Annotated in this window: 23 protein-coding genes and 1 pseudogene; 8 read left to right on the top strand and 16 right to left on the bottom strand. The window is 74.9% G+C overall.

Annotation, left to right across the window (positions count from 1 at the left end; genetic code table 11):
• Positions 1-135: 135 nt before the first annotated feature.
• Both ABT263_RS18905 and ABT263_RS18900 read right to left on the bottom strand, forming a co-directional pair.
• Positions 136-1,773: a DNA repair helicase XPB gene (locus ABT263_RS18905; RefSeq protein WP_329489157.1), complete on the bottom strand. Its 1,638-nt coding sequence runs from the start codon at positions 1,771-1,773 to the stop codon at positions 136-138.
• A gap of 82 nt (positions 1,774-1,855) precedes the next feature.
• Positions 1,856-2,266 (bottom strand): hypothetical protein, encoded by a 411-nt coding sequence (locus tag ABT263_RS18900; RefSeq protein ID WP_329489158.1) that lies wholly within the window; start codon positions 2,264-2,266, stop codon positions 1,856-1,858.
• Positions 2,267-2,369: 103 nt separating this feature from the next.
• On the opposite strand from ABT263_RS18900, the gene ABT263_RS18895 reads away from it, so the two are divergent.
• The gene (locus tag ABT263_RS18895; RefSeq protein ID WP_329489159.1) at positions 2,370-2,630 is read left to right on the top strand and encodes a hypothetical protein; all 261 of its coding nucleotides are present in this window, start codon (positions 2,370-2,372) and stop codon (positions 2,628-2,630) included.
• Positions 2,631-2,664: 34 nt separating this feature from the next.
• Here ABT263_RS18895 and ABT263_RS18890 read toward each other — a convergent pair whose 3' ends face one another.
• Positions 2,665-5,220: a helicase-associated domain-containing protein gene (locus ABT263_RS18890; protein ID WP_352291482.1), complete on the bottom strand. Its 2,556-nt coding sequence runs from the start codon at positions 5,218-5,220 to the stop codon at positions 2,665-2,667.
• 235 nt (positions 5,221-5,455) lie between these two features.
• On the opposite strand from ABT263_RS18890, the gene ABT263_RS18885 reads away from it, so the two are divergent.
• On the top strand, positions 5,456-6,421 hold the full coding sequence (locus tag ABT263_RS18885) for a hypothetical protein (RefSeq protein ID WP_352291481.1): 966 nt from the start codon (positions 5,456-5,458) through the stop codon (positions 6,419-6,421).
• Positions 6,422-6,445: 24 nt separating this feature from the next.
• Here the strand turns inward: ABT263_RS18885 and ABT263_RS18880 are convergent, their stop codons facing one another.
• A complete protein-coding gene (locus ABT263_RS18880; RefSeq protein ID WP_352291480.1) occupies positions 6,446-7,081 on the bottom strand; it encodes an NAD(P)-dependent oxidoreductase in 636 nt (211 codons plus the stop codon).
• A gap of 157 nt (positions 7,082-7,238) precedes the next feature.
• Here ABT263_RS18880 and ABT263_RS18875 point away from each other — a divergent pair, with 157 nt between their 5' ends.
• Together ABT263_RS18875 and ABT263_RS18870 are read left to right on the top strand one after the other, a co-directional pair.
• On the top strand, positions 7,239-8,003 hold the full coding sequence (locus tag ABT263_RS18875; protein WP_352291479.1) for an SDR family NAD(P)-dependent oxidoreductase: 765 nt from the start codon (positions 7,239-7,241) through the stop codon (positions 8,001-8,003).
• A 116-nt stretch (positions 8,004-8,119) separates the two neighbouring features.
• Positions 8,120-8,719, top strand: a complete 600-nt coding sequence (locus tag ABT263_RS18870) for a TetR/AcrR family transcriptional regulator (protein WP_352291478.1) — start codon at positions 8,120-8,122, stop codon at positions 8,717-8,719.
• 37 nt (positions 8,720-8,756) lie between these two features.
• Here the strand turns inward: ABT263_RS18870 and ABT263_RS18865 are convergent.
• A pseudogene (locus tag ABT263_RS18865) lies at positions 8,757-9,411 on the bottom strand (TIGR03086 family metal-binding protein).
• Between ABT263_RS18865 and ABT263_RS18860 the strand changes: the two are divergent.
• The gene (locus ABT263_RS18860) at positions 9,396-10,178 is read left to right on the top strand and encodes a DUF6597 domain-containing transcriptional factor (RefSeq protein WP_352291477.1); all 783 of its coding nucleotides are present in this window, start codon (positions 9,396-9,398) and stop codon (positions 10,176-10,178) included. The pseudogene ABT263_RS18865 and the gene ABT263_RS18860 sit on opposite strands and share 16 nt — an antisense overlap.
• Here the strand turns inward: ABT263_RS18860 and ABT263_RS18855 are convergent.
• Positions 10,154-10,537, bottom strand: a complete 384-nt coding sequence (locus ABT263_RS18855; RefSeq protein ID WP_352291476.1) for an ArsR/SmtB family transcription factor — start codon at positions 10,535-10,537, stop codon at positions 10,154-10,156. The genes ABT263_RS18860 and ABT263_RS18855 overlap by 25 nt on opposite strands.
• 149 nt (positions 10,538-10,686) lie before the next feature.
• Here ABT263_RS18855 and ABT263_RS18850 point away from each other — a divergent pair, with 149 nt between their 5' ends.
• Positions 10,687-11,685 (top strand): zinc-dependent alcohol dehydrogenase family protein, encoded by a 999-nt coding sequence (locus ABT263_RS18850; protein WP_352291475.1) that lies wholly within the window; start codon positions 10,687-10,689, stop codon positions 11,683-11,685.
• Positions 11,686-11,781: 96 nt separating this feature from the next.
• Here the strand turns inward: ABT263_RS18850 and ABT263_RS18845 are convergent, their stop codons facing one another.
• The 7 genes from ABT263_RS18845 to ABT263_RS18815 form a co-directional block, all read right to left on the bottom strand.
• Complete coding sequence (locus tag ABT263_RS18845) at positions 11,782-12,276, bottom strand: SitI3 family protein (RefSeq protein WP_352291474.1); 495 nt, start codon at positions 12,274-12,276, stop codon at positions 11,782-11,784.
• Between the two features lie 23 nt (positions 12,277-12,299).
• Positions 12,300-13,643, bottom strand: coding sequence for a putative T7SS-secreted protein (locus ABT263_RS18840; RefSeq protein WP_352291473.1), 1,344 nt, complete (start codon positions 13,641-13,643; stop codon positions 12,300-12,302).
• Positions 13,643-13,969: a hypothetical protein gene (locus ABT263_RS18835; RefSeq protein ID WP_352291472.1), complete on the bottom strand. Its 327-nt coding sequence runs from the start codon at positions 13,967-13,969 to the stop codon at positions 13,643-13,645. The genes ABT263_RS18840 and ABT263_RS18835 overlap by 1 nt, the downstream gene beginning before the upstream one ends.
• A gap of 156 nt (positions 13,970-14,125) precedes the next feature.
• Positions 14,126-15,100, bottom strand: a complete 975-nt coding sequence (locus ABT263_RS18830) for an ABC transporter substrate-binding protein (RefSeq protein WP_352291471.1) — start codon at positions 15,098-15,100, stop codon at positions 14,126-14,128.
• A gap of 91 nt (positions 15,101-15,191) precedes the next feature.
• On the bottom strand, positions 15,192-16,013 hold the full coding sequence (locus tag ABT263_RS18825) for an ABC transporter ATP-binding protein (protein ID WP_329489168.1): 822 nt from the start codon (positions 16,011-16,013) through the stop codon (positions 15,192-15,194).
• Positions 16,013-17,065, bottom strand: coding sequence for a FecCD family ABC transporter permease (locus ABT263_RS18820; RefSeq protein ID WP_352291470.1), 1,053 nt, complete (start codon positions 17,063-17,065; stop codon positions 16,013-16,015). Before ABT263_RS18820 ends, ABT263_RS18825 begins: the two co-directional genes overlap by 1 nt.
• Positions 17,062-18,120, bottom strand: a complete 1,059-nt coding sequence (locus ABT263_RS18815) for a FecCD family ABC transporter permease (protein ID WP_352291469.1) — start codon at positions 18,118-18,120, stop codon at positions 17,062-17,064. The genes ABT263_RS18820 and ABT263_RS18815 overlap by 4 nt, the downstream gene beginning before the upstream one ends.
• Positions 18,121-18,255: 135 nt before the next feature.
• Between ABT263_RS18815 and ABT263_RS18810 the strand changes: the two genes are divergently transcribed.
• On the top strand, positions 18,256-18,894 hold the full coding sequence (locus ABT263_RS18810; protein ID WP_329489171.1) for an HAD family hydrolase: 639 nt from the start codon (positions 18,256-18,258) through the stop codon (positions 18,892-18,894).
• 12 nt (positions 18,895-18,906) lie between these two features.
• Here the strand turns inward: ABT263_RS18810 and ABT263_RS18805 are convergent, their stop codons facing one another.
• Positions 18,907-19,143, bottom strand: coding sequence for a hypothetical protein (locus ABT263_RS18805; RefSeq protein ID WP_329489172.1), 237 nt, complete (start codon positions 19,141-19,143; stop codon positions 18,907-18,909).
• 453 nt (positions 19,144-19,596) lie between these two features.
• Between ABT263_RS18805 and ABT263_RS18800 the strand changes: the two genes are divergently transcribed.
• Entirely contained in the window at positions 19,597-19,980 is a 384-nt protein-coding gene (locus ABT263_RS18800; RefSeq protein ID WP_329489173.1) for a cold-shock protein, read from the top strand.
• 16 nt (positions 19,981-19,996) lie between these two features.
• Here the strand turns inward: ABT263_RS18800 and ABT263_RS18795 are convergent, their stop codons facing one another.
• Positions 19,997-20,842: a 1,4-dihydroxy-6-naphtoate synthase gene (locus ABT263_RS18795; protein ID WP_329489174.1), complete on the bottom strand. Its 846-nt coding sequence runs from the start codon at positions 20,840-20,842 to the stop codon at positions 19,997-19,999.
• On the bottom strand, positions 20,835-21,629 hold the full coding sequence (locus ABT263_RS18790) for a futalosine hydrolase (protein ID WP_352291468.1): 795 nt from the start codon (positions 21,627-21,629) through the stop codon (positions 20,835-20,837). Before ABT263_RS18790 ends, ABT263_RS18795 begins: the two co-directional genes overlap by 8 nt.
• Positions 21,630-21,633: the final 4 nt, after the last annotated feature.

Here is a 21,633-nt window from a genome sequence, read left to right as displayed (position 1 = left end):
GGCTCGACGACCGGCCCTTCCTTCTCGCCCATGTCCTGTCCGTTCCGGCCGGCCAGAGCCCTCAGCCGGGCCCCGGCCAGCCTCCCAGATCACGGGCTTACACGAACTTTCTGACACGCTCAGCGCCGCCGGGATTTACAGCACGTCGTCCGCGTCGATGATGCGGTAGGCGTAGCCCTGCTCCGCCAGGAAGCGCTGGCGGTGGGCGGCGAAGTCCTGGTCGACGGTGTCGCGGGCCACCACCGAGTAGAAGTGCGCCGAGTGCCCGTCCGCCTTGGGGCGCAGGACGCGGCCGAGCCGCTGGGCCTCCTCCTGGCGGGAGCCGAAGGTCCCGGAGACCTGGATGGCGACGGTCGCCTCGGGCAGGTCGATGGAGAAGTTGGCGACCTTGGAGACGACCAGGACGCTGATCTCCTTGGTGCGGAAGGCCTCGAAGAGCTTCTCCCGCTGGGCGTTGCTGGTCTCGCCCTTGATCACCGGGGCGTCCAGCACCTCGCCGAGCTCGTCGAGCTGGTCGATGTACTGGCCGATGATCAGGGTCTGGTCCTTCTCGTGCTTCTTCACCAGCGCCTCCACCACCCGGCGCTTGGTCGCCGTGGTGGCGCAGAACCGGTAGCGCTCCTCGGGCTCGGCGGTCGCGTAGGAGAGCCGCTCGGAGTCGGTGAGGGTGACCCGGACCTCGCAGCAGTCGGCGGGCGCGATGTAGCCCTGCGCCTCGATCTCCTTCCAGGGCGCGTCGAAGCGCTTGGGGCCGATGAGCGAGAAGACGTCGCCCTCGCGCCCGTCCTCGCGGACCAGGGTGGCGGTCAGGCCGAGCCGGCGGCGGGCCTGGAGGTCGGCGGTGAACTTGAAGACCGGCGCGGGCAGCAGGTGGACCTCGTCGTAGACGACCAGGCCCCAGTTGCGGGCGTCGAAGAGTTCGAGGTGGGCGTAGACGCCCTTCCGCTTGGTGGTCATCACCTGGTAGGTGGCGATGGTGACCGGGCGGATCTCCTTGCGCGTCCCGCTGTACTCGCCGATCTCGTCCTCGGTGAGCGAGGTGCGCTTGACCAGCTCGTGCTTCCACTGCCGCGCCGAGACGGTGTTGGTGACCAGGATCAGGGTGGTCGACTTGGCCTCGGCCATCGCCGCCGCGCCGACCAGCGTCTTGCCGGCGCCGCAGGGCAGCACGACCACGCCCGAGCCGCCGTGCCAGAACCCCTCGACGGCCTGGGCCTGGTAGGGGCGCAGCTGCCAGCCGTTCTGGTCCAGCTCGATCGGGTGCGCCTCGCCGTCCACGTACCCGGCGAAGTCCTCGGCGGGCCAGCCGAGTTTGAGCAGGACCTGCTTGATCTGGCCGCGCTCGGAGGGGTGCACGACGACGGTGTCCGGATCGATCCGGGCGCCGACCAGCGGGGCGATCTTCTTGGAGCGCAGCACCTCCTCCAGCACCGGCCGGTCGGTGGTGGAGAGCACCAGCCCGTGGACGGGGTGCTTGGTGAGCTTGAGCCGGCCGTAGCGGGCCATCGTGTCGGCCACGTCCACCAGCAGCGCGTGCGGCACCGGGTAGCGGGAGAAGTTGACCAGGGCGTCGACCACCTGCTCGGCGTCGTGCCCGGCGGCACGGGCGTTCCACAGCCCGAGCGGGGTCACCCGGTAGGTGTGCACGTGCTCGGGCGCGCGCTCCAGCTCGGCGAACGGCGCGATGGCGCGACGGCAGTCGGATGCCCTGGGGTGGTCGATCTCCAGAAGAAGAGTTTTGTCGCTCTGGACGATGAGCGGTCCGTCGTTCACGCGGGGAAGCCCTCCACTGGCTGACAGGTCTGCAGGGACGCAGACCCTCCAGTGTCGCGCATTCCGCCGCGAACCCGGAGGGCTACTTCCACTCGTGCACGGTGACCTTGCCGGTGCCGCTGCCGTCGGTGTCGTACTCGAAGAGTCCGACGGTGTCGTTGAGCTGGGCGAAGGACTCGGACTGGCTCTCGAAGAAGATCGCGCCGCGCCACGCCATGGCGCCGCCGGGGCCGGTGAAGCGGCCGATGCCGCTGCCGTGCCAGCTGTAGCCCTCGCCGCGCTCGCTCATGCCCACGCCCTGGCCCTCGCCGAACAGCGTGCCGTCCGAGCGAAGCTGCGACTCGTAGGTGGCGAACTCCCTGACCCCGACGCCGAGGACGTCGCCGGTCGCCTCGAACGAGACCTCGACCACGGGATGGATGCCGTCCGTGGTGGCCAGCACCCGCCGGCCGGTGTCCCTGGTGGTCTGCGTGACTATCCGGTTGCCGAGCACGATGACTCCCTTCGCGAGCCCCCACCTTCCGGAGTACGCCGGGTGCGACCGGCTCGTCAACCGCGGGCAGTGACCGGTGGACCGGTCGGTCGTTGTGCGGGGCATGAACAAGTCGAAGCGCGCCCTCACCGCCCTCGCCCTCCTCGGTTCGGCCTTCGCCGCGACCGCCTCCTCCGCCGGCTCGGCGCACGCCCTCGCGGGCATCGGCGAGGGCCCGGGCGGGCTGATGGCCGCCCCCGCCTTCCTGCTCGCGGACACCGTCGGCGGCGGCAGCCTGCCGGTCGGCCAGGGGGACATCGCGGCCATGGCCGACAAGGCGATGCAGGAGAAGGCGAAGGAGCAGGCCGCCAAGCAGGGGCACTGACCGCCGGTCGCCGGGCGGTTGCCCCGGGAGGGCGCTACTCCTCCAGCTCGGCCACGCCGGTGATCCGGTGCAGGGCGAACGTGCGGAGTTCGTCCGCGTGGTGGTCGAAGGCGGTGACGAAGCCGCCTTCGACCTTGACCGGGTCGATGATGCGCTGGCTGGCGATCCCCTCGGCGTTCAGGTAGCCGATCCACATCCGCTCGCCGAGCAGGACGGCGGTCTGGAGCGAGGCGAGGGTCTCGGCCGCCGCCGTGCGGGGGAGCCGGCGCGGGTCGGGGGCCGGCTCCCGGCGGACGGCGGTGGCGGCGCGGTCGCCGGCCCGGATCGCCTTGATGGCGGCGGCGAGCAGGACGTCGTCGGGCGTCGGGGGACCGTCCGGTACCGGTACGGGGGCCGCGCGCGGCGGGGTGCGGTGGCTGTCCGGGCGGGTGATCAGGACGTCGCCCTCGGCGGACTCGGCCGCGGGCGCGTAGCCCATGGTGCGCAGGGTGGCCAGCAGGACGTCCGGCGCGGCCTGGGAGGCCAGGACCGTCGGGGCGAGCAGGCGCAGCCGCAGGTCGACGGAGCGCCGGTCGGCCAGCACCTCGCCCAGCAGCGCCGGGTCGTCGCAGCGCAGGTACGAGGAGGCGGCGCCGACCCGCAGGATGCCGTGCCGCCGGGCCACGTCGTCGATCAGGTAGCTGAGCGGCTGCGGGACGGGCGTGCGGGAGTGCTGCTCCAGGAAGGCCTGGAGGTCGGCGGCGCTGCGGCCGGCGTCGAGGGCGCGGCGGACCGACTCGGGGGTGAACCGGTAGACGGTCGCGCCGCCCTTGGACTCGATGTCGGCGCAGAGCGCGAGCGCCTGGGCGAGCGGGGTGAGCAGCGGGCCGGGCGCGATCGCGGTGAGGTCCGGCTGGAGGATCACGTGGTCCAGCGGCCGCGGCAGCAGCGGGGCGAGCACCTCGGCCGGGTCGGCCTCGGCGGTGAGCAGCGCGCGGCCGGGGGAGGCCAGTGCGCCGCGGCCGGTGATGCCGAGCAGTTCGGCCTCGGCGAGGGTCCAGCCGACGAGGTCGTCCCGGAGGTCGCGCCCCGGACCGGCGGCCGGGTGCGCCCCGGCACCGCCGTGCGGCCCGTCGGCGGCGGGCCGGGCGGTGACCGGTCCGCCGCGCAGCGGGCGCTGCCACCGCAGGGTGGGCAGCAGTTCGTCGGCGGTGGCGGGGGTGCCGGGCGGCAGCTCGGCGAGCAGGGCCAGGGCGGCCCGGCGCACCGACGGGGCCAGGGTGCGGTCGAGTTCGGGGCCGAGGGCGGCGCGCGGCTTGCCCTTGCCGTCCGGGGTGCCGGTGAGGGCCGGGACGCGGGTGGCGGTGAGCCAGCCGGCGGCCAGGGCGGCCCAGCGGTCGGCGGTGTCCTGCTGGAGCCAGCCGTCGTACGCCGGGGTGGGGGACCAGCGCTCGTCGGCCTCGCCGTCCGGGGCCAGCAGGCCCGCCGTGTAGGCGAGTTCGAGCCAGAACGCGGTCTGCTGCTCGGTGCTCTCCAGGGTCTGGGCGGTGCGCTTGAGGTCGCGGACGCCGAGGCCGCCGGCGCGCAGGGTCGGCGGCGGGTTGAGGCCCCAGAGGTCGAGCAGCTCCTCGACGGTCCGGACGGCGGTGTACGCCTGCCCGGCGGCGGCGCCGTCCACAGCCTGGGGATCGCGCGCGGCGGCGGCCGGGGCCGGTTCGGGCTGGACCGGCTCGACCAGGCGGTGGGTGCGGCCGCCGCGCAGGTGCAGGGCGAGCTCACGGGGCAGCACCACGCTGCCGGGGCTGCTCGGCAGCAGCAGGCCGCGGGCCAGCAGCCACTCGACCGGGCTCTGCGCGTCCTCGGCGGTGACCGGGCGGGTGGCGTCCGGGACGGTGCCGGTGGGCGGGCCCCAGACCAGGCGGTCCAGCAGGCGCAGGGCCGGCTCGGGGGCGGTGGCGAGCAGCGCGTCGCACCGGGCGCGGTCGGTCAGCAGGGCGGTGAGCGCGGCGACGGCGGTCACCGGGTCGGGCGTCGGCGGCTGCCCGGCGGAGACCAGCAACTGCTGGATCCGGGCCGGGGACATCCCGGCGGTCGCGTCGGCGAGCGTCGGGCCGAGGCCGGTGCGGCCGGGATTGGCGGCGGTCGGCGCGAGTGCCTCGCGGGCGGCGATGACCAGTCGCAGCCCGTTGTCGGGGCCCCAGAGCAGCGCCCGGTCGCGCAGGGTGGCGAGGGCACGGGGGAGCGCGGCGGTGACGGCGGCCCGGTCGGCGGTGCTCAGCGGGGTGGCGCCCGGGTGCGGCTTGACCTTGGCGGGGCCGGTCAGCAGGGTCCGGACGGTCGCCGGGGGCGCGCCGTCGGGGGCGGCGGCCAGGGCCTCGGCGACCTGGAGGGTGAAGCGGTCCAGCCGCTCCAGGGCGCGCAGTGCGGAGGCCCGGGAGGAGAGCCGGGCGGCGAGCTGGGTGAGGTCGCCGGGGACGGGGTTGAGCAGGTCGGGGCGGGACCGGAGCAGGGCGGCGAGGTCGTCGTCCGCGCGGCTGCGGAGCTCCTCGGCGAGGGTGCGGGGGCCGGCGGGCGCTTTGCCGGTGCGTTGGGGGCCCTGCTGTGTGGTCATTCGACCTAGGTTAGTCGGGTCGGGTGGTGGTGGGGATCCGTCGTCGGAGGGTGATCCGGCCGTGGTCGCCCGGGTGCGCGAGGCGGTGGACCGGCCGGTGGGCGGACCGGGCTCGCGTGGGTGGGGGCCGGGTGGGTAGCGTCACGAGCAGCGGGGATCCGCGGGGCCCGGCGCGGTCCCGCGCGGTCCCGCGAGGTCTTCGGGGACGGGCTCGGGCGAGGCGGGGTGCTGGGTGATGGCGGACGGCGAGTGGTGGCGCAGGCGCGGGCCGTGGAGCGAGCCGTCCGGCGGCGGTGACGGCGCGCGCGGTGGGACGGGTGACGGCGCGGGCGGTCGTGCGGGCGGTGCCGGTGCGGCCGGTGGTTCCGGCGGCCCGGCCAACGAGGACAGCGTGTACGCCACCGGCGCGCCGGTGGCGTACACGCGCCCCTCCGCCCCGCCCGCGCCCCCGCGGTCGGGGCGGCCGGCCGGTCCGGACGACCAGGGCTCGCCGTGGGTGGCGGAGTCGTTCCGGGACGCCCCGGCCGACCCGGACGCCCTGCCGTCCCCGCAGCTGTACGCGTCCTCCGACGCCGGGGGCTGGGATCTGGTGATGCTCAACTTCTCGGACGGTCCGGGGGCGGCGATCACGCCGATCCCGGAGCAGCGGGCGGAGGACGGGGAGGCGGCCGCGGCGGCCGGGCCGCCCGCCGAGCCCGACCCGGCCGAGGGCAAGGACAAGGGCAAGCGCAAGAACAAGGACAAGGGCGCGAGCGGGCCGGGAGCCGGGGGCCGGGCGCGGGGCCGGGGGAAGACGCCGCCGCCCGAGCCCGCCGCCGCGCCCCCGAAGCCGTCGGCGATGGCCGGCCGCCGCCCGTCGCCGCTCCTGCTGCTCGCCTCGGTGACGCTGGTCGGCGGAGCCGTCAGCGGCCAGATCGTGGTGATGCTGGTGGGCTGGGCGCTCGGCTACATGTCCCGTCAACTGAGCGATCTAACCCGGAAGTTCGCCATTCTCGGGATCCCGCTGGCGACGATCAGCGGGACCAGTCTCTGGTACTGGGGCCGGGCCCAGGGGCGCTGGGGCGGAGGGCTCCAGCCCGGGCAGCCGGCCGGCGAGATCGCCTGGTCGGCGGCCCCGGGGGTGCTCCGCCTCGCGGCCGTGCTGTCGGCGCTGTTCCTGCTGGCCATGGCGCTGAAGAAGCGTGCTCAGCCGGAGGGTTGAGCATTTCGTCGCTGTGCGGGGGAGTCAGCCGTCGGCGATGGCGATCCGGCGGCGGAAGGTCGCCGTGGCGCCCAGGTGCCGGACGATCCAGGCGGCGACCGTGGCACGGTTGGCGGTGCCGGTGCCGGGCAGCGGGAGGTCGAAGGAGACGCGCGGGGCGGCCGCCGGCGGGCCGTCCTTGAGCATCGGGGCGCGGACGATCGTCCAGGCGGTGTCGGAGCTGCGCAGGACCGCCTCCATCCGAGCCAGGTCGTGGTGGATCTCCCGGTAGAGCCGGTCGACCACCAGGCGCGTCACCACCCGCTGGGCGAAGGGGAGATGACCGGTCTCCAGCCCCGCCGAGGACATCACCACGAGGTGTCCCACCCCGCCGGCCCGGGCGGCGGACACCAACTCCCGCGCGCCGTCCGAGAAGACGGTGGTGGCCGTCCGGCCGGTTGTGCCGAGGGTCGAGACCACGGCGTCCTGGCCGGCCAGCGGTTCGAGCAGGGAACCGGGCCGGCCGACGTCGGCCTGTGCGGTGCGCGGGGTGCCGTGCGCGAAGGGCGGTAAGCGGTCCGGTGTCCGGGCCACCGCCGTGACGGTGTGCCCGGCGGCCAGGGCGAGGTCGACGACCAGGCGTCCGGTGCGTCCGGTGGCGCCCACCACGGCGAGCTTCATGGGGTTCTCCTCGGCTTGGGATTCGGGGCGCCGGGCCGCGGTTCCCGGTACGGGTTCTCGGCCCGGGGCCCGGTGCGGTTCGGTCTTGCCATTCATTCAGACAGACTGTATGACTGAAATCAAGTGAACCACAGACCGACCAAAGGAGCGATGGCATATGGGAGTTCGCTACCCCAACCTGGCCGGAAAGGTCGTCGTGATCACCGGGGGCAGTCGCGGTATCGGTGCGGAGACCGCTCGTGCGTTCGCCCGGCAGGGGTCGGCGGTCGCCGTCCTCGGGCGGGACGAGGCCGCCCTGACCGCCGTCTCCGGGGAGCTGCGCGCGGCCGGCGGCGTCGCGCTCGGCCTGGTCGCCGACTGCACCGACGCCGCCGCGCTCGCCCGGGCGGCGGTCCGGATCGAGGACGAGCTCGGCCCGGCCGACGTCCTGGCCGCGTTCGCCGGCGGGAACGGCTACCCCGTGCCGACCGTCCGGGAGACCGAGGAGCACTGGCGGGCCGTCCTGGACGCCGACCTCACGGCCACCTTCCTCACCGTCCGGGCCTTCCTGCCGGGCCTGCTGGAGCGCGGCAGCGGCTCGGTGATCGCCATGGCGTCCACGGCGGGCCGGCTGCCCGGCGGTTCCTCCGCCGCGTACGCCGCGGCCAAGGCGGGGGTGCTGATGTTCGCCCGCCACCTCGCCCTGGAGGTGGCGGGCACGGGCGTGCGGGTCAACGCCCTCGCGCCGGGCGCCGTCCGGACGGAGCGGACCGCCGCCGCCATGCCGGCCGAGGTGCAGGCGGCGGTCGCCGCCGCCCACCCGCTGGGCCGGCTCGGCGAACCGGCGGACATCGCGGCGGCCGCGCTCTTCCTGGCCTCCACCGCGTCCTCGTGGATCACCGGGCAGACGCTGGACGTCAGCGGCGGGCGGGTCATCGTCTGACACCCGCTCGGCCCGCGTCCGCCCGGCCGGTCGGGCCCGTCGGGGATACTGCCTGTTCACGAGGAGTCCGCCGGCGGTGTCACCGGCGGCGGGCCGAGCGAGTGGAGGCGAGCGCGATGAGCCCCCGGTCCTACCGGATGGGACAGCGGCAGGCGGACGTGGACGGGACGCGCGCGCGGATCGTCGAGGCCGCGCGGGCCCGGCTGGCCAAGACGGGCACGCTGTCGCTGGATGCGGTGGCCCGGAGCGCCGATGTCGCCCGGGCCACCGTCTACTACCAGTTCGGCTCGAAGACGGGCCTGCTGGAGGCGGTCTGCGACGCGCTCGCCGAGCAGGGCGGGATGGCCCGGATCGTCGAGGCCTTCACCCTGCCCGACCCCTGGGCGGCGGTGGACCGCTTCGTCGAGGTCATGGGCGGCTTCTGGGCGGTGGACCGCGTCTGCACCCGTCGGCTGCGCGCGCTGGCGGCCCTGGACGAGGAGGTGGGCCGGGTCGTCCGCGAGCGCGACGCCCGGCGTCGCGAGGGCGCCGAGGTGCTCACCGGCCGGCTCGACGGCGCTGCGAGGGACGCGGCGGCGGTGCTGTTCGTGCTCACCGGCTTCGAGACCTACGACGTGCTGGCGGGCGAGAGCGTCGGCCCCGACGGCGACCTGCGGGCGGCCGTCCCGGCGGTGACCCGCATGGTGCGCGGCGCACTGGGCGGGCCGGCGGTCTGAGGACCGCGGTCGGCGGGGCCCGCTCCCCCGGGGGCGCTCAGACGGCCGGCGCCGCGTCGGTCGGCACCGGAATCATGGTCGGCGCCGGAGCCGCGGCCGGGGCCGGGCTCGGAGTCCACAGCGGGTCGCGGCCGGAGGCGGCGAGGGCGCGGTCGAACAGGGGGGCGTCGGCCGGCACCGGCACCGGATCGGTGAACCCGCCGTACTGGCGGTAGATCCCGGCGTACTCCTCGACCACCCCGAGGACGGTCCCGGCCAGGTCGTCCGCGACCTCGGTCCGCCGGCCGGTGGCCCGGGCGACGTCCCAGCCGTGCACCACCAGCTCCTTGATCAGCATCCGCGCGACGGCGGTCGCGGGCATCGCCGTCCCGCCGAGGTCGATGTCCCCCTCCCAGGCGGCCGGGTCGGCCCAGGCCGCCACGGCCCGGTCCAGCTGGGCCGCGTAGGCGTCGGCCCAGGCGGGGTCGGCGGTGAAGTCGCGTTCGGTCAGCTCCTGCGGCAGCGGCTCCCGGCGGGCCCGGTGCTCCAGGCCGTGGGACGTGTAGAGCACCCAGCGGTTTGACCAGTGCGCGGGTGTCGAATTCCGCGCAGGGGGTGGGGCCGTCCAGCTGTTCCGGCCGGACGCCCTGGGCGAGGCGTGCGGCTTCCGTCGCGGCGCGGGCGGGCAGGGGGTGGAATGCGTGACCGTTCATGTGCCGATCCTGGACCGGCGGGCGTGGTCGACCTGGCCCGGTACGAGCCCGGTCCCGGGCTGGCCCGCCTCGTCGAGTTCTGCTGGCTGGTGCGCTGGGACCGTCGCGGCCTGCCGTGCCACGAGCAGAAGGTGCTCGCCCACCCCAACGTCCACCTGGTCTTCGAGGCGCCGCGGGCCGGCGTCTACGGGGTCGACCGGTCGCTGTTCGTCCGGCGGTTGGAGGGGGCCGGGCACGTGCTGGGGGTGAAGTTCCGGCCGGGTGGGCTCGCTCCGTTCAGCGACCGTCCGGCGGCCGGGTTCGCCGACCGGGTGGTGCCGGCGGCGGACGTCTTCGGCCCGGCGGTCGACCGGCTCAACGAGGCGGTGCTCCGGGGCGGTTCGGAGCAGGTCGGGTCGGTGGACGCGTTCCTGCTCGCGCGGTTGCCGGAGCCGGTGGCGGACCCTTCGGCCGAGCTGGCCGGCGCGATGGTGGAGCGCGTCACCGCGGGGTCCGATCTGCGCCGGGTGGGCGAGTTGGCGGCGGACGGCGTCTCCGTCCGCCGGCTCCAGCGGCTCTTCGCCGAGTACGTGGGCGCGAGCCCCAAGTGGGTCCTGCGCCGCGCCCGTCTGCACGAGGCGGCCCGGCGCGCCGACCAGGGCCTGGACGTGGACTGGGCGGCGCTCGCCGCCGACCTCGGCTACGCGGACCAGGCGCACCTCACCCGTGACTTCACCGCGGCCGTGGGCATGCCGCCGGCGCGTTACGCCGCGGGCGGGCCGGGCTGAGCGGCCGGCGGGCCGCTTCGGCCCCGTTCGCGCTCGACCCGCAGTGCGCCGAGCAGGCCGGGGAAGGCCTCCTCGAACTCCTCGCGGCGCAGCGCGTTCATCCGCGAAGTACCCCGGTAGTACTGGCGGATGAGCCCGGCCTCGCGCAGTACGTGGAAGTGGTGGGTGGCGGTGGACTTGCTGACCGGCAGGTCGATCGTCCCGCAGGCGAGGTCTTCGGCGGCGGCGTCCAGCTCGGCGACGATCCGGCGGCGGACCGGATCGACCACGGCCTCCAGGACTTGCTGAAGGCCGATCTCCCGGACGTCCGGGTGCGGCGGGACGCGGTCCCGCTGCCCGTTGCGCTGCGTTGTCACCATCGATGTCCCCGTCTCTCGCGGCCATGGTACGGCAGCCATCAAAGTACGATAGCCATCAAAGTTTGACAGCTGACGTACTTTCGGATTCAGTGAGCTGCGGCGGCGCGCACTCCGCACCGCCGTCACCGATCGGAAGGGGGCGATGCGCGATGGCCAGGACGGTGCGGTTCCACGAGCACGGCGGGCCGGAGGTCCTGCGGCTGGAGGACGTGGAGGTCGGCTCGCCCGGCCCCGGTGAGCTGCTGATCCGGGTGGACGCGATCGGGATCAACCGGGCCGAGGTGCTGTTCCGCAGCGGCACCTACATCGAGACCCCCCGGCAGTTCCCCGCCGGGCTCGGCGCCGAGGCGGCGGGCGTGGTCGAGGCCGTCGGGGCCGGCGTGACCGGGTTCGAGCCCGGGGAGCCGGTCAGCGTGGTGCCCGCGTTCTCGATGAACGACCACCCCGTCTACGCCGAGCGCGCGATCGTCCCCGCGGCCGCGGTGCTGCACCGGCCCGCCGGGCTCGGCGCGGTCGAGGGCGCGGCGGTCTGGATGCCCTATGTGACCGCCTACGGCGCGCTGGTGGAGGTCGGCGGCCTGCGGGCGGGGGACACCGTCGTGCTGACCGCCGCCTCCAGCAGCGTGGGCCTGGCCGCGATCCAGATCGCCCGGCGGGTGGGGGCGGTGCCGATCGCGACCACCCGCAGCCGGGCCAAGCGGGACGCCCTGCTCAAGGCGGGCGCGGCCGAGGTGATCGTCACGGACGAGGAGGTCGTCTCCGAGCGCGTGGCGGCCCTGACCTCGGGCCGGGGCGCCGAGTTCGTCTTCGACGCCGTGGCCGGCCCCGGCGTGGCGGACCTCGCCAAGGCGGTCGCCCCCGGCGGCACGCTGCTGCTGTACGGGTGGCTGAGCGGCGAGCCGACCCCGTACCCGGCGTTCGAGATCGGCATGCCCGCACTGAACATGCGCAGCTACACCCTGCACGAGACGACGCGCGACCCGGAGCGGCTGCGCCGCGCGGAGGCCTTCGTCGCCTCCGGTCTGCGCAGCGGTGCCTTCACCCCGGTGGTGGACCGCGTCCTCGGCCTGGACGAGATCGCCGAGGCCCACCGCTACATGGAGGCCGGCACGCAGGTCGGCAAGATCGTGGTCACCGTCGACCACTGAGGCGCCGCGGTGCCGGCCGGCAGCGCGGATTCGCCGCCGGTGCGGGAGCGGGAAGTCGGCGGGTCCGACGTCCCGCTCCCGGCGCCGACCCGGAGGTCAGTCGTCCTCGGGGAAGAAGAAGTCCTGCGTCTCCCGCCGGTAGGGCGCCGGCACGGCGGCCAGGCGGTGCGCCGGCCAGAGGTCGGAGCGCTCGTTCAGGGTCAGTTCGCCGCCCTGGCGGACCAGCCAGACGTCCTCGTAGTCGAGGTGCAGCGCGGCGTCGCCGGGGACCCGGCCGAGCAGGCCGAGCGTCAGCCGGACGGTGTCGTCCTGCTGGCCGGAGATGTCGGTGTCCTTGTCCAGGCGGAAGGCCACCGAGACGGTCGCGCCGAAGGGGCGGCCGCCGATCAGCGGGTCCCCCCACGGGATCGCCTTGGTCGCCACCACCCGGACCCAGGTGCCGCGGGCGGTGACGGCGCCGTCGGCGACCAGGGTGCCGGCGTCCTCCCCGGCGCCGAACAGCGCCTGCGGACGGGCGATTTCGTCGAGCTTCTCTGCGACCTCGGCCGCGGTGAGCGGGGTCACCAGGTCGAGGCTGTAGGCAATAGCCATGCTGGGCGTCTCTCTCGGTTCGTCTAGGGGTAGAAGTGGACCACGTTGCCGGACGAGTCGATGACCTTGATCTCCTTGAGACCCTCGATCGGCCAGTCCTGCAGCTGCTTGCGCATGGCGGCCGCGTCGACACCGCTGTCGGAGAGGTTCAGCACGATGCGGTCGGCCTGGCCCGAGTCCACCTTCTTCTGGATGCCGGTGGAGATGGAGCGCGGGTTCGAGGCGGTCGGCGCGTAGCAGTCGAACACCTCGCCCTCGATGCGGTAGTCGGGGTTCTTGGTCGTCCCGGTGACGTTCGGGTTCTGCTCGACCTTGTAGCCGTTGCGCGCCATGATCTCGGCGGACTCGTTCTCCCGCTGGAACGCGCGGACGGTCGTCGCGTCGGCGTTCCTCGGGATGTTGGTGGTGTGCCCCTCCGGTGTCGCGGCCGGGTCCACCCCCTTCGACGGCTGGGTGTGCAGCTCGCTCGACGCGCTGCCACCGCCGCCGCCCTCGCCCTCCATGTGGACCCGGTTGGCGCCCATGGCGTCCTTGCCGATCTCGCTCGCGCCCATGCCGGCCACGCCGAGGCCGGTGGCGATGACACCGGCCGAGAGCACACCGACCGGAACGCCCACGACCGCGCCGACGCCGGTGAGGTCCAGGCCGACGCCGAGGACCTCGCCGCCCGCGCCGACGGTGGCGAGGGCGAGCCCGCCCGCGACCTCCAGGGCGGCGCCCGGGTTGTGCAGCATGGCGTTGCCGACCGAGGCGAGGTCCTCCACGACGACCTGGCCGACGTCGGCCAGGAAGTCCCCCGCGTCGGAGAAGAAGTCGCCCACGCCGTCCCAGAAGCCCGGCTCCTCGGGAGCCTTGTCGCGCGCGGTGGCGACGGTCTTCGCCGCCGTGTCACCGGCGGACTTGAGCTGGCTGCGGGCGTTGTTCAGCGTCGCCTTCGCGCCGTTGCGAGAGCCCTCGCCGGGGTCGGTGAACGGCAGCTCGTGGCCGGCGTTCTTCTCCGCGTCCTGGTGGTCGCTCTTGGCCTTGCTGCTGGCGCTCTGGCCGGCGTCCCACTGCCGGATCGCCTCGGCCGCCTGCCCCTGCGCCCAGGTCAGGGTCGACTGGTAGGCGGTGAGCGCGGTGGCGGCGTTGTGGAAGCAGTCACCGGCCTCCAGCCACTTGCCCGGCTCGCCCTCGAAGGCCTCCCGGAAGGCGTCGCCGGCCTTGCCCGACCACCCCTCGACGGTGTCGATCTTCTTCAGGCCCTCGCCGGTCGAGTGCAGGGTGTCCCCGTAGCTCTTGAGCCAGGCACAGGTGGAGGAGATCGATTCCGGATCGCCCGGTACGAGCTCCTTCGGGTCGGACGTGCTGCCCAGTTCCTTCGCCATCACTTCGCCCCCGGGTCCTCGCCGCTGTCACGGCTGAGGGTTCCGTTCAAGTGGCCGACGACGTGTCCGTCGACCTCGCGGTAGGCCTTCACGCTGGCGTTGAGCCGCGCCGTGACGGACTGTGCGTCCTTGGCCAGGTTCTCCACGCCGAGCTCCCAGCGGGTGCAGAACTTCTCGACGACGTCGGCCAGGTGGCCGTGCCCGAAGTCCTCCTTCTTCGGGTCGAGGTCGCTGACCTTCTTGAACTGCAGCTTCGCCAGGGTGTTCGTGATCCCTGAGGCGGCGTCGTCCAAGGCACCCAGATCGACCTTGAATCCGTCTCCCATGAGTCCCTCCCCCGTGTGGTTCGATCGGGCGCCGTGCGGACGCCCGGGATAGGTGACGCGGGCCCGGATGGTCCGGTTCCGGCCCGGTGTAGTGATCATTGTCCGATTCGGTGAAGACCGCCGGGTACCCGGCCCCGCCGCCCGGGGCGGCCCGCCTCAGGCCCCCAGGAAGCGCTGGAGCTCGGCGAGGACGAAGTTGGCCCCCGTGTACCCGATCCCCTGGAACCAGAGCTGGTCGTCCACCTCGAAGGCCCGGTGGGCGCGTACGGCGCCGAGGCCCTGCCAGGCGGGGGAGGCCAGTACGGCCCTGGTGCCGGCCCGTCCCGGGTCGCCGTAGGTGGCGTACAGCAGCAGGTCGCCGTCGGCCCTGGTGATCTGGTCCGCCGGGATCTCGACGTCGAACTGGTCGACGTTCTGCGCGTCCGGCCGGCCGAGCTGGACGTCGGCCAGCACCGTGCCGAGGAAGTTCTGCTTGGCGTACAGCCGGATGCCGCCGCCCTCGATGAACCTGACCAGGCTGATCCGGCGTCCGGACGCCTTGGCGTTGGAGAGCGCCTGGATCACCTGGGAGACATGCCGCTGGTAGGAGCCGACGAAGGCCTCCGCCGCGTCCTGGCGGCTCAGCGCCTGCGCGTGCAGCTGGACGTTCGCCTTCCACGGGTAGCCGGTGGTCTGGGTCAGCACGGTGGGGGCGATCTCGCGCAGCTGGTCGTAGCGGCCGCCGTCGCGGGCCTGGTTGGAGAGGATCAGGTCGGGCCGCAGGGCGCGGATCGCGGCGAGGTCCGGGGCGCCGATGTCGCCGACCCGGGTGATCCCGGCGAGCCGGGAGGTGGGCCAGTAGTCGGGGAACCCGGAGTCCAGGGGTGCCAGGGCCGCGCCGACGGGGGTGATGCCGAGGGTCAGCGCGGAGTCCAGCTCGGCGGTGTCCAGGGTGACGACGCGCATCGGTGCGCCCGGTACGGTCACCGGGCCCGTCGCGGCGGTGACGGTGGCCTCGGGCACCGGGGTCGGGCTCGGTGTGACGGTCGCGGCGGCGCTGTCGGCGGGCAGGGCGGTCTGCCGGGTGCTGCACCCGGCGAGGGCGGCGGCGCCGAGCCCCGCGAGCAGGGTGCGGCGGGTGATCGGGGGCATCGGCGGTCCTCGGCGGTCCTCGGGCGGGGCGGACAGGGAACGGGCGTACCCGCGGCGGCCGCGGGCGCGTCGATTATGTCCGAATTGCCCGCTAGGCGTCGGCCTTCACCGCCCACGGCGCGCCCGGGACCACCAGCGGGGTACCGGTCACCGGGTCCGGCACGACCACCGAGTCCAGACCGAACACCTCGCGCACCAGCTCCGCCGTCACCACCTCGGCCGGCGGACCCTGTGCGACGATCCGGCCGGCGCGCATCGCCACCAGGTGGTCGGCGTAGCGGGCGGCCTGGTTGAGGTCGTGCAGCACGGCCACCACCGTCCGCCCGCGCTCGACGTTGAGCCGCCGGACCAGGTCCAGCACCTCGACCTGGTGCGCGATGTCCAGGAACGTCGTCGGCTCGTCCAGCAGCAGGATGTCGGTGCCCTGGGCGAGCGCCATCGCGATCCAGGCCCGCTGGCGCTGGCCGCCGGACAGCTCGTCCACGCTGCGCTCGGCCAGTTCGGCGGTGGAGGTGCGCTCCAGCGCCTCGGCGACCGCCCGTTCGTCCTCGGCCGACCACTGCTGCCACCAGCTCTGGTGCGGCTGGCGGCCGCGGGAGACCAGGTCGGCCACCGAGATGCCCTCGGGCGCGGTCGGGGACTGCGGGAGCAGCCCGATCCGCTGGGCGATCCGCTTGGTCGGGACGCGCGCCAGCTCGGCGCCGTCCAGCAGCACCGCGCCCCGCACCGGCTTCAGCAGCCGGCCGAGCGCGCGCAGCAGCGTCGACTTGCCGCAGGCGTTCGGGCCGACGATCACCGTCACCCGGCCGTCCGGGACGGTCAGGTCCAGCCCCTCCACGACCGTGCGCGCCTCGTAGGCGAGGGTCAGGCCCCGGGCTTCGAGACGGTGGGCCGGCGTCGGACGGGCGGACATCAGGAACCTCCACGGCGGGATCGGACGAGCAGCCACATCAGGTACGGCGCGCCGACCAGGCCGGTCACCACGCCGACCGGCAGCTCGGTGGGCGAGAGCAGCCGCCGGGCCAGCAGGTCGGCCAGGACGACCACCAGCGCACCGGTCAGGGCCGAGCAGAACAGCGGGATCTGCGCCGAGCGGGCCAGCCGCAGCGCGATCTGCGGGGCCATCAGCGCGACGAAGTCCACCGGCCCGGCCGCGCCCGCCGCACAGGAGGCCAGCACGACGCCGAGCAGCCCCATGCCGAGCCGGATCCGGTCCAGCCGCAGGCCCAGCCCGACGGCGGTGGCGTCGTCGAAGGAGATCGAACGCTGCGCCCGCGCCGCCCAGAGCGCCACGGGTACGGCGGCCAGCAGCACCCAGGCGAGCCAGCCGGCCTGGTCGTACCCGGAGCCGTTCAGGCTGCCGGTCATCCAGACCTTCGCTGCCTGCGCCTGGAAGCCGTCGCCCTTGGTCAGGAAGACCGAGGTGAGCGAGGAGAGCGCGACGCTGATGCCGATGCCGATCAGTACGAACCGCTGGGCGTGCAGACCGCGCCGCCAGGCCAGCGCGTACACCAGCACTCCGGCCACCAGGCCGCCGGCGACCGCGGCCCACGGCACCTGGCCGGCGGAGCCGACCACGCCGTACGCCATCAGCCCGACCACGGTGGCGGTGGCGCCCCAGGAGACGCCGACCACGTCGGGGCTGGCCAGCGGGTTGCGGGCGACGGTCTGCACCAGCGCGCCGGCCAGGCCGAGCGCGGTGCCGACCAGCAGTCCGACCACCACCCGGGGCAGCCGGAACTCGCCGACCACCAGCTCGTGCGGGCTGGGCCGCCCCAGCACCACCTTCACCACCTCGGCCGGGGAGACGGTGGACTCGCCCAGGCAGAGCGAGGCGACGACGGTGGCGGCCAGCGCCAGCAGCAGGCCGAGCACCGCGACGGCGGAGCGGCGGTGCAGCAGGAAGGAGGCGCGCCCGGCGCGCAGCACGGTGTAGCCCCGCAGCGGGACGGCGGAGGCGCTCACGCGGCCACCACCGTGCGGCGCCGGACCAGCGCGACCAGCACCGGCACCCCGACCAGGGCGGTCATCACCCCGGCGGGCACCTCGGACGGCGGGAAGAGCACCCGGCCGAAGGCGTCGGCGAGCAGCAGCAGCGCCGGGCCGAGCACGGCGGAGAAGGTGAGCACCCAGCGGTGGTCCGCCCCGGCCACCGCCCGGGCGGCGTGCGGCACGGCGAGTCCGACGAAGGCGATCGGACCGGCGGCGGCGACCGCCGAGCCGGTCAGCACGGTGGCCCCGAGCGCGCCGACCGCCCGCACCAGGCCGGTCCTGGCACCGAGCCCCTTGGCGGTGTCGTCGCCGAGCGCCAGCGCGTCCAGCCCCCGCGCCACCGCGAACACCAGGACGGTGCCGACGAGCAGGAAGGGCAGCAGCTGCCAGGCCACGTCGGCGGTGCGTCCGGAGAGCGACCCGACGTGCCAGAACCGGAACTGGTCCATCGCGGCGGCGTCGGTGGTGAGCACCATGGTGTTGAGCGAGGCGATGAACGCCGACATCGCCGAGCCGGCCAGCGCCAGCTTGATCGGGGTCGCCCCGCCCCGGCCCCGGCCGGCCAGGCCGTACACCAGCACGGTGGCGATCACCGCCCCGGCGAAGCCGAACCAGACGTACCCGGTGAGGGTGGAGACGCCGAACGCGGAGATCGCCAGGACCACGCCGGCCGCCGCGCCCTGGCTGACGCCGAGGATGCCCGGGTCGGCGATCGGGTTGCGGGTGATGCCCTGCATGACGGCGCCGGCGAGGCCGAGCGCCGCGCCCACCGCGAGACCGACCACCGTGCGCGGCACCCGCAGCTCGCGGACCACCACGGCGTTGGTGGTGTCCCCGCCGTGCCACAGGGCGTCGAGGGTCTCCCCGAGCGGGATGGTGCGGCTGCCGACGGCCAGGCTGAGCAGGACGGCGGCGGCCAGCAGGGCCAGTGCGGCGGCGAGCCACAGTATTCGGCGGCGCGGCAGCGGGCGCGTGCCGGGCGCGGGTGCGGACCGGGGTGCGGCCGTCGGCGCGGTGGTGTCGGTCATGGCTCTCTCTCGCAGATAGCTCAGGCAAACCTAAGTTCCACGGAGAAGCCGGGGCAAATCGCTCCGGACCCCGGCCGGGAGCCGGACCGGGACGGAGCCGGCCGTTCCGGCGGCGGGGTTGGATAGCCTGGCGGCATGCCTGCGACCCCGGACGTCCCGCTCACCGTCGGCTTCGACCTCGACATGACCCTGCTGGACACCCGGCCCGGTATCCGGGCCACCTATCTGGCGCTCGCGGCGGAGACCGGCGCGCACATCGACGCCGACCTCGTGGTCACCCGGCTCGGCCCGCCGCTGCTGGACGAACTGCGCAACTGGTTCCCGGCCGAGCGGGTGCAGGCGGTCGCCGACCGCTACCGCGTGTTGTACCGGGACCTCGCCTTCGCCCCGACCGTCGCCCTGCCCGGCGCGCACGCCGCGATCGACGCGGTGCGCGCGCACGGCGGCCGGGTCGTGGTGATCACCGGCAAGTACGAGCCGAACGCCCGGCTGCACCTGGAGCACGCCGGGCTGCACGCGGACGCGCTGGTGGGGGACCTCTGGGCGGAGACCAAGGGCGTCGCGCTGCGCGAGCACGGCGCCTCGGTGTACGTCGGCGACCACCTCGGCGACATCCGGGGGGCCAAGCACGCGGACGCCGTGGCGGTCGGCGTGGCGACCGGGCCGTACGGCGCCGAGGACCTGCTGGCGGCGGGCGCGGACGTGGTGCTGGCCGACCTCACCGGCTTCCCCGAGTGGCTGGCCGGCCACCTGGCCGCGCGGCCGGTCGGCTAGGGCACGGGCCGGTCAGGCCCCGGCGTGCACCCGGCGGCGCTGGGCGCGGGCGGAGAGCAGCAGGCCGGTCAGGGCGAGCAGGAAGCCCAGCGGCATCAGCATGCTCAGCCAGTACGCGGCCGTCGGCAGCGGCGTCAGGTGCAGGAACAGCGGGACGAAGGTGACCAGGGTGGCGAGCGCGCCGAACCCGAAGACGATCGCTCCGGCCTTGACGTAGGCGTCGCCGCGGTCGGCGCTCTGGCTGCTCACTGGGGTGCTCCTCTGCGGTCGGTCGGCCGTCCCAGTCTGGCAGAGGACGCCACCCGCGCCGGCGGCGGACGGTTTCGGGGGCGACCCGTCCGGTCACGTTGCGCAGTTTCCCGGAAGCTGGGAGTTTTGATCCCTGCTGGGCGGGGGTATGCACGCTGTGCCGAGGGGTGCGACAGGTGCGCCCCGTCTCCTCAGACCGGGGGTGTGAGCCAGTGGAAAGCGCGAAGCCGCGTCCCGGCCGTGCCAGTACCTGGTCGCCGGTGGCCACCAGAGCCCGGTACGGATCCTCCGCGGATCGCGGATGAGGCAGTGACTGACCGTTAGTCTGCTCTCCACAGCGTGCTGACCATGAGCGCCCCACGGGCGCGGAGCCGAGGTCGGCCCGCCCTCCACCACCCAGTGATCCCCGGCCAGGGCCGGGATCCCTCACACCCACATCGAGGACTGTTCGAGATGCCCACCGGCCAGGTGAAGTGGTTCAACGAGACGAAGGGCTTCGGCTTCCTTTCGCGCGACGACGGCGGCGACGTCTTCGTCCACACCAAGGCGCTGCCCGCCGGTGTCACCGTGCTGAAGCCCGGCCAGCGGGTGGAGTTCGGCGTGGTCGCGGGCCATCGCGGCGACCAGGCGATGGCCGTGCAGCTGCTGGACGCGCTGCCGTCGGTCGCCGCCGCCACCCGCAAGAGCGCGGACGACATGGCGGCGCTGGTGCAGGACCTGATCACCATGATGGACGCGGTGCTGCCCGGGCTCCAGCACGGCCGCTACCCGGCCAAGCCGACCGGCCAGAAGCTGGCCGGGGTGCTGCGCGCGGTGGCCGACCAGTTCGACGTGTAGGCCGGTCCGGCCGTCCTCAGGCGTCCAGCGCACCCGGGTCGAGCGGGGGTACCAGCCCCTCGGCGGCGGCCCGGGTGAGCAGCGCCCGCACCGCGGCGTAGCCGTCCTCGCCGAGGTCGGCGGTGAACTCGTTGACGTACAGGCCGATGTGCTGGTCGGCGACGGCCGGGTCCATCTCCTGGGCGTGCGCGAGCACGTACTCCCGGCTGGCCGACGGGTCGGCCCAGGCCTGGCGGACGGAGGCGCGGATCGCCTCGGTGACCGCGCGCAGCCGTTCGGCGCCGAGCGAGCGCCTGGCGATGATCGCGCCGAGCGGGATCGGCAGGCCGGTCTCGCGCTCCCAGGCCTCGCCCATGTCGGCCAGGCTGCGCAGGCCGTACTGCCGGTAGGTGAAGCGGGCCTCGTGGATCACCAGGCCGGCGTCCACCCGGCCGTCCCGGACGGCGGGCATGATCTCGTGGAACGGCAGGACGACGATCTTCCCCAGGCCGCCGGGCACCGCCTTGGCCGCCCAGAGCCGGAACAGCAGGTAGGCGGTGGACCGCTCGGAGGGGACGGCGACCGTCCGGCCGCTCAGGTCGTCGCCGGTCTCCGGGCGGGTGAGCACCAGCGGGCCGCAGCCGCGGCCGAGCGCGCCGCCGCAGGGCAGCAGCGCGTACTCGTCCAGCACCCAGGGCAGCGCGGCGTAGCTGACCTTCAGGAGGTCCAGTTCGCCGCGCTCGGCCAGGCCGTTGGTGACGTCGATGTCCGCGAAGGTGACCTCGGGGGCGTCCGCGCCGGGCACCAGGCCGTGCGTCCAGGCGTGGAACACGAAGGTGTCGTTCGGGCAGGGCGAGTGGGCGATGGTCAGCCGTTCAGCCACGGCGGGCCTCCTCGGAGGTGGTCAGGAGCTCCGGGTAGGGGAGCGCGGTGAAGGCCCGCTCCAGCGCGGCGAGGGCCTCGCCGATCCGCCAGGCGGCCCGGTCGCGGGGGCCCACCGGGTTGGAGACGGTGCGCAGCTCGAAGACCGGCACCCCGTGCCGGGCGGCGGCCTCGGCCACCCCGAAGCCCTCCATCGCCTCGGCCACCGCGTCGGGGTGGCGGGCGGTCAGGGCGGCGGCGCGGGCGGCGCTGCCGGTCACCGTCGAGACGGTGAGCACGGTGCCGGTGACCACCGGGGAGTCGCCGGCCGCGGCGCCCAGCGCCTCGGCGGCGCGGGCCACGGCGGCCCGGGCGGGGGTGTGCCGCACCGTCCCGAAGCCCAGTTCGGTGACGTCGGCGAAGCCCTCCGGGGTCTCCGCGCCCAGGTCGGCGGCGACGATCGCCTCGGCGAGCACGGTCGCGCCGACCGGCGCGGCCGGGGCGAACCCGCCGCCGATGCCGGCCGAGAGCACCAGGTCGTACTGGCCGACGGCGAGCGCGGCGGACGCGGCCGAGGCGGCGGCGGCCGGGCCGACCCCGCCCGCCAGCACGTCCACCGTGACCCCCGAGGGGTGCTCGGCGCGGTGCAGCCCGCCGCCGGGCACCGGCACCGGGACGGCCTCCGCGCCGTCCTCGCGGCGGCCCAGGCCCCGCAGCACGGCGGCGGCCTCGGCCGGCACCGCGACGACGACGAGCAGTCGGCCCCGCCCGGGGGCCGACTGCTCGTCGTCGTGGAGTCGCGCGGTCATCGGA

The organism is Kitasatospora sp. NPDC001603, from assembly GCF_040298365.1.
GTDB lineage: Bacteria > Actinomycetota > Actinomycetes > Streptomycetales > Streptomycetaceae > Kitasatospora.
The sequence above is the reverse complement of the archived record's forward strand: the minus strand, read 5'-3'. Positions and strand labels throughout refer to the sequence as shown.